This window comes from Dyella sp. A6 (assembly GCF_036320485.1).
In the GTDB taxonomy this organism is placed as follows: domain Bacteria; phylum Pseudomonadota; class Gammaproteobacteria; order Xanthomonadales; family Rhodanobacteraceae; genus Rhodanobacter_A; species Rhodanobacter_A aluminiiresistens.
The window spans coordinates 201,798-213,987 of the sequence record NZ_CP132911.1 but is presented as its reverse complement, the minus strand read 5'-3'; the positions used below and the strand labels follow the sequence as shown (position 1 = coordinate 213,987).

Sequence of the window (12,190 nt, the reverse complement as noted above, 5' to 3'; positions counted from 1 at the left end):
CCACTTCCGGAAGCACGCATCGCATGTCTGCCCAACCGCACACCCGCTCACTGCTCGGTCGCCGCCGTGGACGCCTGACCCTGGACGAAACGCTGGCCGCGCTCGTAGTGGACGGCTATCTGGTTGCCGAGGACGCCAAGCAGGTACGCATCGGCGCACGCGCCGGACGCAGCACGGTGGAGCTGCATCCACTGGTGCTGATCGCCAATGCCAAACTGCCCAACCAGCAGGACCCGGGCCGCCCGCTGGGTCTGGAGAGCCTTACCGAATGGCTCGCCGGCGCGGCAAAGCTGCCGTATCTCAAGATCGACCCGATGAAGATCAACGCTGCGGCGGTGACACAGGTGGTGAGCCACGCCTACGCGCAGCGCCACCGGATCCTGCCGGTGATCAGCTCGCCAGGCGAGGTGACCTTTGCCACCTGCGAGCCGTTCGACGACGCCTGGGCGCCCGACCTGGCCCACATGCTCAGGCGCGATGTTCACCGGGTGGTGTCCAGCCCGCTCGACATCAACCGCTATCTGCAGGAGTTCTACGGCGTCCAGCGGTCGATCCAGCTGGCCCAGGATGCCAAGGGCCAGGACAGCTCCGCCCTGCTCAATTTCGAGCAGCTGGTCGAACTGGGCAAGGCCGGCGAAGTGGGCGCCGACGATCGCCACGTGGTGCACATCGTCGATTGGCTGTTGCAGTACGCCTTCGAGCAGCGCGCCTCCGACATCCACCTGGAACCGCGTCGCGAAGCCGGCCTGATCCGGTTCCGCATCGACGGTGTCATGCACAAGGTTTTCGAGCTGCCGCCACCGGTCATGACGGCGGTGACGGCTCGCATCAAGATTCTCGCGCGCATGGATGTGGCCGAGAAGCGGCGACCGCAGGACGGCCGCATCAAGACCCGTTCGGCCGCCGGTCGTGAAGTGGAGCTGCGCATCTCCAACATGCCTACCGCTTTCGGCGAAAAGGTGGTGATGCGCATCTTCGATCCCGACATCGTCGCCAAGGACTTCGCACAGCTTGGCTTTTCGGCGCAGGAAGCGGCCACCTGGCGCGGCATGGTGGAGCGGCCCCACGGCATCGTCCTGGTCACCGGGCCGACCGGTTCGGGCAAGACCACCACCTTGTATTCCACGTTGAAGCATCTGGCCACACCCGAGATCAACGTGTGCACGGTGGAAGACCCGATCGAGATGGTCAGCCCCGAGTTCAACCAGATGCAGGTGCAGCCGGCCATCGACCTCGACTTTGCAACCGGCGTGCGCACGCTGCTGCGCCAGGATCCCGACATCATCATGGTCGGCGAAATCCGCGACCTTGAGACCGCGCAGATGGCCGTGCAGGCATCGCTCACCGGCCACCTGGTGTTGTCCACCCTGCACACCAACGATGCACCCAGCGCGGTCACCCGCCTGCTGGACCTGGGCGTGCCGCACTATCTCATCCAGTCCACGCTGACGGGCGCCATCGCACAGCGGCTGGTCCGCACGCTCTGTCCCCATTGCAAGGAGCCCGCGGAACAGGACCCGCACGAATGGGCGGCCCTGGTCCACGGTTGGGATCTGCCCGTGCCGACGCAGGTGTACCGGCCGGTTGGCTGCCTGGAATGCCGCAAGACCGGCTTCACCGGCCGCACCGGTATCTACGAAATGATGTTGCTTTCCCCGCGGCTGCGCGGCCTGATCTCGTCGCAACTGGATCTTGGGCAGTTCAGTGGAGCGGCACTCAGGGATGGTCTGCGCCCCCTGCGCATCTCCGCCGCCGACCAGGTCGCGAAGGGACTGACGACAGTCCAGGAAGTGCTTACAGTGTTGCCGCCCATCGATACAATCGACGTCGAGTAGTCCCCTCCGCCAAACACCCTTGCATGAAACCCGTCCTGATCGTCTGTACCGGCCGGGCGCCGGACAATATCCGTGCGCGCCATGGCGATTTCCATCATTGGTTCCTGACCGGCGCACGCCTGGGCGGCCCGTTGCAGGTGGTCGACGTGACGGCTGGCGAGGCACTGCCGTCGCCGAAAGCCGTCGCCGGCGCCCTGATCACCGGTTCGGCGGCGATGGTCACCGAACGTGCGGCATGGAGCGAACACACGGCGGGCTGGATCCGTGACGCCATGGACGTGGAACTGCCCCTGCTCGGTGTCTGCTACGGGCATCAATTGATGGCGCATGCGCTGGGCGGTCGGGTCGACTATCTTCCCGGCGGCCGTGAGATCGGCACGATGCCGATCGAGTTAACGCCGCAGGCTGGGGACGACCCGCTGCTGGTGACACTACCCCAAGCGTTCCGTGCGCACACCACGCACGAGCAAAGCGTGCTCGAGCCTCCCGCCGGGAGCGCCGTTCTGGCCAGCTCCTCCAGGGACCCTCACCACCTGCTCCGCTATGGCCGAAATGCAGTGAGCCTGCAGTTCCATCCCGAATTCAATGCCGACGTGATGCGCGCCTACATACGGCGCAAGTCCGACGTCATGCGTCGCGAAGGGAGCGATCCACAACAGGTATTCCGCCAGGTTGCACCCACACCGGTGGCTCGCCGACTACTCCGCACGTTCGCGCGTCACCACCGGCTGGACAGCCGACGCTGAAAACCGTGTTACGAGCGTTTCAGTAGTCAGCGCGATTTCGGCGGCATCGGGAACGGCATCACTTTCTGACCGTCCGTCGCATCACGGATGGCCAGGCTGCCCTTGCGCTCCACTTCCTCGATACGCAGCACGGCCTGCATCGGTAGATGCAGGACACGTGTGTCCTTGAACTCGTCGCGCAGCCGTTCCTCGGTCGGGTCGACCACGAGACCTTCGCCCACGGGTTCGAATTCAAGTTCGCCGATTTCGGTAAAGCCCCAGAGCGCACTCGTCGCTACATGGCGTGCATAGAGCTCGTAGCTTTTGCCCAGGTGCAGGAAGCTGACTTTGTAGAGTTTTCGTGTGCGCATGATGCATATGTTAGCCGCGTAACCCGCGCGCGATCGATCGCCGCGACACCAATGCGAAGATCACCCCGAACAGGAAACCGGCAATGTGTGTCCACCACACGACCGCGCCGTAGCTGGGCCCCGCATAGCTGAACAGCAACTGCAGCAAGACCCAGATACCTATAAGCAGGAATGCCGGTACGCGCACGAATTCCATGTAAAGCCCCAACGGCAATACCAGCCCGAGGCGAGCTCGCGGAAACAGGGCAAGGTAGGTGCCGAGCACCGCCGACACCGCACCGCTGCAGCCGATGATCGGGCGCCCCATGCCGGCCAGCGAAAGCGCCCCCATCAGATTCGCCACCACCCCGCCGACCAGAAACAGGAACAGGAATCGCAGCGAACCCAGCGTCCGTTCGGCCGGCAGGCCGAAGATCACCAGAAACAGCAGATTACTCAGCAGATGCAGCCACGCCACATGGATGAACAGCGCAGTGAACAGTCGCAACAGCGCGGGATCATGCAACTGCTGCAGGAGCGACTGGTGCCGATGAAAGATATTCGCGGGAATGGTCCCCCACTCGAGCAGTAGCGACACGCGTTGTGGTGCGGGCGTCAGTGCCAATCCGACAAAGGCGAGTACGCACAGGCAGACCAGCAGCAACGTGGCCCACGGTGTGCGCCGACGGCGTTTGGTTTCGACCTGTATGAACACGGCACTCCCGCGGACGAATATCTCTCCGATCATCATAACGGCTCGGCTAGACGTCGCATGCGGGCCTGCTCAAGTTCGGTCCAACAAGTCCGTGCCACCGGCACATGCTAATTGTTGATGCAAAACAAAACCCCCGATCACGGAAGTGATCGAGGGTTTCAAGGATAAAGCCCCTGGCGGTGACCTACTCTTGCATGCAAGTGCACACTACCATCGGCGCGGCTGCGTTTCACTTCCGAGTTCGGGATGGGATCGGGTGGGACCACAGCGCTATGGCCGCCAGGGAAGGGGTGGGGTCAGCGCTTAAAGCGCCGGACCCGCAAAGGGGTAAACGAGTGACAAGCGTCTTGTGAATCGGGATGCGTCGCGAGAACTGCGAAGCGTCTTGGGGTTATATGGTCAAGCCGCACGGCTCATTAGTATCAGTTAGCTCAACGCATTGCTGCGCTTCCACACCTGACCTATCAACCACCTGGTCTAGATGGTGCCTTAAGGAGAGTCGAGCTCTCGGGAGATCTCATCTTGGGGCGTGCTTCCCGCTTAGATGCTTTCAGCGGTTATCACTTCCGTTCGTAGCTACCGGGCAATGCCTCTGGCGAGACAACCCGAACACCAGCGGAACGTCCACTCCGGTCCTCTCGTACTAGGAGCAGCCCCCCTCAAATCTCCAACGCCCACGACAGATAGGGACCGAACTGTCTCACGACGTTCTGAACCCAGCTCGCGTACCACTTTAAATGGCGAACAGCCATACCCTTGGGACCGGCTACAGCCCCAGGATGTGATGAGCCGACATCGAGGTGCCAAACACCGCCGTCGATATGAACTCTTGGGCGGTATCAGCCTGTTATCCCCGGAGTACCTTTTATCCGTTGAGCGATGGCCCTTCCATACAGAACCACCGGATCACTAAGACCTACTTTCGTACCTGCTTGATCCGTCGATCTTGCAGTCAAGCACGCTTATGCCTTTGCACACAGTGCGCGATGTCCGACCGCGCTGAGCGTACCTTCGTGCTCCTCCGTTACGCTTTGGGAGGAGACCGCCCCAGTCAAACTACCCACCACACACGGTCCCTGATCCGGATAACGGACCTAGGTTAGAACGTCAAGCACTTCAGGGTGGTATTTCAAGGATGGCTCCACCAAGACTGGCGTCCTGGTTTCATAGCCTCCCACCTATCCTACACAGAAGAACTCAACGTTCAGTGTGAAGCTGTAGTAAAGGTTCACGGGGTCTTTCCGTCTTGCCGCGGGAACGCTGCATCTTCACAGCGATTTCAATTTCACTGAGTCTCGGGTGGAGACAGCGCCGCTGTCGTTACGCCATTCGTGCAGGTCGGAACTTACCCGACAAGGAATTTCGCTACCTTAGGACCGTTATAGTTACGGCCGCCGTTTACTGGGGCTTCGATCAAGAGCTTCGCCTTGCGGCTGACCCCATCAATTAACCTTCCAGCACCGGGCAGGCGTCACACCCTATACGTCCACTTTCGTGTTTGCAGAGTGCTGTGTTTTTGATAAACAGTCGCAGCGGCCAGGTTACTGCGACCCTCTAGTGCTCAGCTACGCATGTAGCCACACCGGAGGGCGCACCTTCTCCCGAAGTTACGGTGCCATTTTGCCTAGTTCCTTCACCCGAGTTCTCTCAAGCGCCTTGGGATTCTCACCCTGCCTACCAGTGTCGGTTTACGGTACGGTTTTTCTTAAGCTGAAGCTTAGTGGCTTTTCCTGGAAGCGTAGTATCAGTCACTTCGCCCAATAAGGGCTCGTCTCGGTGCTCGGCATAAAGTGGACCGGATTTGCCTAATCCACATGCCTACCGCCTTTCCCCGGGACAACCAACGCCCGGTAGACCTAACTTTCTCCGTCCCCACATCGCACTTAAGAAAAGTGCTGGAATATTAACCAGCTTCCCATCGACTACGCATTTCTGCCTCGCCTTAGGGGCCGACTCACCCTGCGCCGATGAACGTTGCGCGAGGAAACCTTGGGCTTTCGGCGGAGAGGCTTTTCACCTCTCTTATCGTTACTCATGTCAGCATTCGCACTTCCGATACCTCCAGCAGACCTTACGATCCACCTTCGCAGGCGTACGGAACGCTCCTCTACCGCGTGCACAAAGTGCACACCCCGAGCTTCGGTGCATAGCTTAGCCCCGTTAAATCTTCCGCGCAGACCGACTCGACCAGTGAGCTATTACGCTTTCTTTAAAGGGTGGCTGCTTCTAAGCCAACCTCCTGGCTGTCTATGCCTTTCCACATCGTTTTCCACTTAGCTATGACTTGGGGACCTTAGCTGCGGGTCTGGGTTGTTTCCCTTTTCACGACGGACGTTAGCACCCGCCGTGTGTCTCCCGGATAGTCTGTCCTGGTATTCGGAGTTTGCCATGGTTTGCTAAGTCGCGATGACCCGCTAGCCATAACAGTGCTCTACCCCCAGGAAGATTCGTCCGAGGCGCTACCTAAATAGCTTTCGAGGAGAACCAGCTATCTCCGAGTTTGTTTAGCCTTTCACTCCTAACCTCAGCTCATCCCCATCTATTGCAACAGATGTGGGTTCGGTCCTCCAGTGCGTGTTACCGCACCTTCAACCTGGCCAAGGCTAGATCACTCGGTTTCGGGTCTACTGCCAGAGACTATGCGCCCTATTCAGACTCGGTTTCCCTTCGCCTCCCCTAGACGGTTAAGCTCGCCACTGACAGTAAGTCGCTGACCCATTATACAAAAGGTACGCAGTCACCCCGAAGGGCTTCCACTGCTTGTACGTATACGGTTTCAGGGTCTATTTCACTCCCCTCTCCGGGGTTCTTTTCGCCTTTCCCTCACGGTACTTGTTCGCTATCGGTCGGTCAGGAGTATTTAGCCTTGGAGGATGGTCCCCCCATGTTCAGACAGGGTTTCTCGTGCCCCGCCCTACTCAATTTCACACAATGCACCCTTTCGCCTACGGGGCTATCACCCGCTACGGCCGCACTTTCCAGAGCGTTCGACTAAAATGTACTGTGCTTTTGGGCTGCTCCCCGTTCGCTCGTCGCTACTGAGGGAATCTCGGTTGATTTCTTTTCCTCCGGGTACTTAGATATTTCAGTTCCCCGGGTTCGCTTCGTACACCTATGTATTCAGTGCACGATACCTCCTAAGAGGTGGGTTTCCCCATTCGGACATTGCCGGATCAAAGCTTGTTGCCAGCTCCCCGACACTTTTCGCAGGCTGCCACGTCCTTCATCGCCTCTGACCGCCAAGGCATCCACCGTATACGCTTGGTCGCTTGACCATATAACCCCAAGTCGCCTCGAAGTTATGCCAAACGACGCATTCGCCGTTGCCTCAACGACACATCTCGATTCGGTTTCGAACCAAGACGCTTGTCACTCGTTTACATTTTCAAAGAACACCTCGCGGCCTCAACGCCGGTCGGCTTTCAATATCTTCGTGTGCGCTACACATCCAAAAAACTGGTGGAGCCAGTCGGGATCGAACCGACGACCCCCTGCTTGCAAAGCAGGTGCTCTCCCAGCTGAGCTATGGCCCCAGGTGCTTGAGAGTGGTGGGTCTGGGAGGACTCGAACCACCGGCCTCACCCTTATCAGGGGTGCGCTCTAACCACCTGAGCTACAGACCCATAAACTTTATGGGACCTCAGGCCCCTCATGCCGTGTGGCATGTTGGATGTGCAGGTGTCTTGTGTGGGCGTCTTGCAGCAACAAAGGCTGCCTTGCTCGAAAGGAGGTGATCCAGCCGCACCTTCCGATACGGCTACCTTGTTACGACTTCACCCCAGTCATGAACCACTCCGTGGTCGTCGCCCTCCTTGCGGTTAGGCTAACGGCTTCTGGAGCAACTCACTCCCATGGTGTGACGGGCGGTGTGTACAAGGCCCGGGAACGTATTCACCGCAGCATAGCTGATCTGCGATTACTAGCGATTCCGACTTCACGAAGTCGAGTTGCAGACTTCGATCCGGACTGGGATCGGCTTTCTGGGATTGGCTCCACCTCGCGGTATTGCAACCCTCTGTACCGACCATTGTAGTACGTGTGTAGCCCTGGCCGTAAGGGCCATGATGACTTGACGTCATCCCCACCTTCCTCCGGTTTGTCACCGGCAGTCTCCTTAGAGTTCCCACCATTACGTGCTGGCAACTAAGGACAAGGGTTGCGCTCGTTGCGGGACTTAACCCAACATCTCACGACACGAGCTGACGACAGCCATGCAGCACCTGTGTTCTGATTCCCGAAGGCACTCCCGCATCTCTGCAGGATTCCAGACATGTCAAGGCCAGGTAAGGTTCTTCGCGTTGCATCGAATTAAACCACATACTCCACCGCTTGTGCGGGCCCCCGTCAATTCCTTTGAGTTTCAGTCTTGCGACCGTACTCCCCAGGCGGCGAACTTAACGCGTTAGCTTCGACACTGATCTCCGAGTTGAGACCAACATCCAGTTCGCATCGTTTAGGGCGTGGACTACCAGGGTATCTAATCCTGTTTGCTCCCCACGCTTTCGTGCCTCAGCGTCAGTGTTGTCCCAGGTGGCCGCCTTCGCCACTGATGTTCCTCCCGATCTCTACGCATTTCACCGCTACACCGGGAATTCCACCACCCTCTGACACACTCTAGCTTGCCAGTATCCACTGCCATTCCCAGGTTGAGCCCGGGGATTTCACAGCAGACTTAACAAACCGCCTACGCACGCTTTACGCCCAGTAATTCCGATTAACGCTTGCACCCTTCGTATTACCGCGGCTGCTGGCACGAAGTTAGCCGGTGCTTATTCCTCAGGTACCGTCAGGCCCGCCGGGTATTAACCGACAGGTTTTCGCTCCTGATAAAAGTGCTTTACAACCCGAAGGCCTTCTTCACACACGCGGCATTGCTGGATCAGGCTTGCGCCCATTGTCCAATATTCCCCACTGCTGCCTCCCGTAGGAGTCTGGGCCGTGTCTCAGTCCCAGTGTGGCTGATCATCCTCTCAGACCAGCTATCGATCGTCGCCTTGGTGAGCCGTTACCTCACCAACTAGCTAATCGAACATCGGTCCATCCAACCGCGCGAGGTCCGAAGATCCCCCGCTTTCTCCCGTAGGACGTATGCGGTATTAGCGTAAGTTTCCCTACGTTATCCCCCACGTCTGGGCAGGTCCCGATGCATTACTCACCCGTCCGCCACTCGCCACCCGTGAAGCAAGCTTCACTGTGCTGCCGTTCGACTTGCATGTGTTAGGCATGCCGCCAGCGTTCAATCTGAGCCAGGATCAAACTCTTCACTTAAGTTTTCGATGACCGAAGCCATCTATCTTTCTGAAGCGTTTTTCCTAACCATAAACGTCAAGCTTTTGAATTGACTTTTGGTTAGACGCTTGCATTACTTGGACAGTCACTTCGTCCACTGCAAGGCGCCCACACAAGTCACCTGCGCACACTGTCAAAGATCAATCACTTGCGACCTTTTCTTCAGATCGCCCCGTTGACGTTTCGTCCCGGGTGAGCCGCCCATTCTACATCTCTTTCTCTTTCCGTCAACACCCTCAAACAATCTTTTTTTCGAGGGGTTGCCGTGCGAAAGAAGCTGCAGCGGCGGGGCGGCGAATACTAGGTACACCCCCCGTTTTTGGCAAGCGTTTTTTCAGATTTTTTTCGAAGTTTTTCGCAAGTCATTGTCTGCGCAGCAAACGTGGCGCGCACTGGCGCGCCGCCAACGCACGCGCCTTCAGGAGACCTTGAGGGAAATCCTGGCGAAGTTGCGCTTGCCCACCTGAAGCACGCCCTCGAAGCCCGCCTGGAACACACGCTGCGCATCCTCGACGACATCCCCGTCGATGCGTACCGCGCGCTCCTTGAGCTTGCGGTTGGCTTCGGAGTTGCTCGCCGTCAGTCCAGCGGCGGTGAGCAATGCCGGCAAGCGCAGCCCTTCTGCAGGAATCGCGATTTCGGTGAGCGGCAGCAGTGAGGTGTCGCCTTCGCCGCGGACGACTGCATGCCAGCCGGCAATCGCCTGCTCGGCGGCCTCGGCCCCATGGAAGCGCGTCGTCAACTCGCGCGCCAGGCGAAGCTTGGCATCACGAGGGTTCAGGGCTCCGCCGGCGATATCGCGCTTCATCGTCGCCAGCTCATCAAGCGACACTTCGAAACTGAGCAGCTCGAACCATCGCCACATCAGTTCGTCACCGATCTTCATAGTCTTGGTGACCATGTCGATCGCCGGCTCATCGATACCTATGTAGTTGCCCAGCGACTTCGACATCTTGTTGACGCCGTCGAGCCCCTCCAGCAACGGCATGGTCAGCACGATCTGCGGCGGCTGGCCATGATGTTCCTGCAGCGCGCGCCCCATCAGCAGGTTGAACTTCTGATCGGTACCGCCAAGCTCGACATCGCACTGCAAGGCCACCGAGTCGTAGCCCTGCACCAGTGGATACAGGAATTCATGGATGGCGATGGGCTGCTGCGATGTATAGCGCTTGGCGAAATCGTCGCGCTCCAGCATGCGGGCCACTGTGTGCTGTGCCGCCAGCTTGATCATGTCGGCTGCACCCATCTTGCCGAACCACTCGGAATTGAAGCGCAACTCGGTCTTGTCCCGATCGAGCACCTTGTAGACCTGGGCAGCATAGGTTTCGGCGTTCTTCAACACATCTTCCCGGCTGAGCGGTTTGCGCGTGATGTTCTTGCCGGTGGGGTCGCCGATCATCCCGGTGAAATCGCCGATCAGGAAGATCACTTGATGCCCCAGATCCTGGAACTGGCGCATCTTGTTCAGCAGCACCGTGTGTCCCAGATGCAGGTCTGGCGCAGTCGGGTCGAAGCCCGCCTTGATCCGCAGCGGGCGCCCAAGCTTGAGCCTCTCGATCAGCTCTTCCTGCTTGATGATCTCGTCCGCGCCGCGCGCGATGGTGGCCAGCGCCTGGTCAAGCTCGCTCATGCAATCCTCGAAATGTGGGAGTGGGGTCACACGACCCAGGGCGGGTAGCGTGTTGTTGCCGTTAATTGTGCGTTAATCAGAAGCGCCGCGCAAACCATTGATAAAAAAGGCATTGACGCCCTTTACACAAGCTCGCTATGGTACCTGCCGGTTGATACTTTGTAGCGCAGCGGGGCGGCTGAACATGGGTGAGGGCAAACGGGGCAGGCGCGTGATGCGCAAGCGCGCGATCTGTCGCAAGACGCAACGTCGCCACTCCCACTTCTATCAGCGCTGCGCGCACTGGTCATTGAGCAGCCCCGCGCATACCGAGGCCGAACCGATCCGCTGGCACCGCGAACGCTGGATGCTGGCGGGCACCGCCCTGTTGATCACGCTGCTTTCCGGCATCCTGATTCCGGCCTGGGCCAGTGCCATGCGACCGACCGCGCCGGCCGTTGCACACACGCTGCTCCCGCTCGCGGTTCCGAAACTGTCCACCGCATCGATCAGCGACCAGCCTCACACCGAAGCCTGGCATGTCGTGCGCGTAAAGCCGGGACAGACCCTCTCCGATATCTTCCAGAGTCAGGGCGCAAGCCTCACGGACCTGAACCAGATCGTCCAGGCAACCAGCGACCCGACCCAGCTGCGCATGATCCACCCGGGTGAAGAGTTTGGCTTCCTGCTCGGGCCTGCGGGCGAACTGCAGGGCTTCCGTTTCGACAAGAACGTGGACACCCGCACCGTCGTGCGCTTCGTCAGCGGGCAGCCCGTGGTCTCCAGCGAGCAGCGCGAGCTGGAGGTACGCCAGGAAATCGCGCGCGGCGTCATCCACAACTCGCTGTTCGCCGCTGCCGCCCGCGCCGGCCTCAGCGACGCGATGGTGATCAAGCTGGCCGACGTGTTCAAGTTCGACATCGACCTGGCGCGCGAAGTGCGACCGGGCGACAGCTTCACCGTGATCTACGACAACGTCTGGCGCGACGGCAGATATCTGCACAGCGGTAACATCATCGCCGCCGAGTTCGTCAACAACGGTCATCACTTCACCGCATTCCGCTACAAGAAGTCCGATGGCAACTATGCCTACTACAGCGAGGACGGACGACCGCTGCAGAAAGCACTGCTGCGCACGCCGCTGAAGTTCTCGCGCATCTCCTCGCGCTTCGGCATGCGCATGGACCCGGTGCTGCACAGCGAACACCTGCACGCCGGCGTCGACCTGGCCGCACCCATGGGCACGCCGATCCACGCCGCCGGCAACGGCGTCATCACGATCCGTGGCTGGGTGCGTGGCTATGGTCGCTATATCCGCATCCGCAACACGCCTGCCTACAGCACCGGCTATGGGCATATGTCGCGATTCGCGCCCGGCCTGCATGTCGGCTCGCACGTGGAACAGGGCCAGGTCATCGGCTACGTCGGCGAAACCGGCTGGGCCACCGGGCCACATTTGCACTACGAGGTGCGCATCAACGGCCGGCCAGTCAACCCACTGACCGTGACGATGCCAAAACCCAACCCCCTGCCCTCGGCACAGCTGGCCATTTTCAAAGCCACCGTGGTGAAGCCGGAGCTGGCGCAGCTCAACGTGGTCAACCGGCATTACCAGATGGCGCGTGAGAAGAGCCCGAACACCGCCAGCGACAATTGAGCGAAAGTCC

The 12,190-nt window shown here is 59.5% G+C and carries 6 protein-coding genes, 2 tRNA genes and 3 rRNA genes; 3 read left to right on the top strand and 8 right to left on the bottom strand.

Annotated elements, in window-relative coordinates; all coding sequences use genetic code 11:
- Positions 1–23: 23 nt before the first annotated feature.
- Both RA164_RS00865 and RA164_RS00860 read left to right on the top strand, forming a co-directional pair.
- Entirely contained in the window at positions 24–1,835 is a 1,812-nt protein-coding gene (locus tag RA164_RS00865; RefSeq protein WP_329742100.1) for a GspE/PulE family protein, read from the top strand.
- 23 nt (positions 1,836–1,858) lie between these two features.
- Positions 1,859–2,581 (top strand): glutamine amidotransferase, encoded by a 723-nt coding sequence (locus tag RA164_RS00860; protein ID WP_329742099.1) that lies wholly within the window; start codon positions 1,859–1,861, stop codon positions 2,579–2,581.
- Between the two features lie 26 nt (positions 2,582–2,607).
- On the opposite strand, the gene RA164_RS00855 is transcribed toward RA164_RS00860, so the two are convergent.
- The 8 genes from RA164_RS00855 to tyrS form a co-directional block, all read right to left on the bottom strand.
- Complete coding sequence (locus tag RA164_RS00855) at positions 2,608–2,931, bottom strand: DUF1820 family protein (RefSeq protein ID WP_329742098.1); 324 nt, start codon at positions 2,929–2,931, stop codon at positions 2,608–2,610.
- 10 nt (positions 2,932–2,941) lie between these two features.
- On the bottom strand, positions 2,942–3,625 hold the full coding sequence (locus RA164_RS00850) for a rhomboid family intramembrane serine protease (protein WP_329742097.1): 684 nt from the start codon (positions 3,623–3,625) through the stop codon (positions 2,942–2,944).
- 171 nt (positions 3,626–3,796) lie between these two features.
- A 5S ribosomal RNA gene (gene rrf / locus RA164_RS00845) occupies positions 3,797–3,909 on the bottom strand.
- A 111-nt stretch (positions 3,910–4,020) separates the two neighbouring features.
- A 23S ribosomal RNA gene (locus RA164_RS00840) occupies positions 4,021–6,900 on the bottom strand.
- 182 nt (positions 6,901–7,082) lie between these two features.
- Positions 7,083–7,158: transfer RNA gene (locus RA164_RS00835), tRNA-Ala, on the bottom strand.
- 13 nt (positions 7,159–7,171) lie between these two features.
- Positions 7,172–7,248, bottom strand: a tRNA-Ile gene (locus tag RA164_RS00830).
- A gap of 100 nt (positions 7,249–7,348) precedes the next feature.
- Positions 7,349–8,893: ribosomal RNA gene (locus tag RA164_RS00825) — 16S ribosomal RNA — on the bottom strand.
- The 16S, 23S and 5S rRNA genes sit together here with 2 tRNA genes alongside, the layout of an rRNA operon.
- A 439-nt stretch (positions 8,894–9,332) precedes the next feature.
- Positions 9,333–10,544, bottom strand: coding sequence for a tyrosine--tRNA ligase (gene tyrS, locus RA164_RS00820; RefSeq protein WP_329742096.1), 1,212 nt, complete (start codon positions 10,542–10,544; stop codon positions 9,333–9,335).
- A 214-nt stretch (positions 10,545–10,758) separates the two neighbouring features.
- Here tyrS and RA164_RS00815 point away from each other — a divergent pair, with 214 nt between their 5' ends.
- Complete coding sequence (locus RA164_RS00815; protein WP_329742095.1) at positions 10,759–12,180, top strand: peptidoglycan DD-metalloendopeptidase family protein; 1,422 nt, start codon at positions 10,759–10,761, stop codon at positions 12,178–12,180.
- Positions 12,181–12,190: the final 10 nt, after the last annotated feature.

Excerpts from the sequence above, each read along its gene's own strand:
- RA164_RS00855 (WP_329742098.1), bottom strand. The coding sequence starts at position 2,931 with ATGCGCACACGAAAACTCTACAAAGTCAGCTTCCTGCACCTGGGCAAA.
- RA164_RS00865 (WP_329742100.1), top strand. The coding sequence starts at position 24 with ATGTCTGCCCAACCGCACACCCGCTCACTGCTCGGTCGCCGCCGTGGA.
- tyrS (WP_329742096.1), bottom strand. The coding sequence starts at position 10,544 with ATGAGCGAGCTTGACCAGGCGCTGGCCACCATCGCGCGCGGCGCGGAC.
- RA164_RS00860 (WP_329742099.1), top strand. The coding sequence starts at position 1,859 with ATGAAACCCGTCCTGATCGTCTGTACCGGCCGGGCGCCGGACAATATC.
- RA164_RS00815 (WP_329742095.1), top strand. The coding sequence starts at position 10,759 with ATGCGCAAGCGCGCGATCTGTCGCAAGACGCAACGTCGCCACTCCCAC.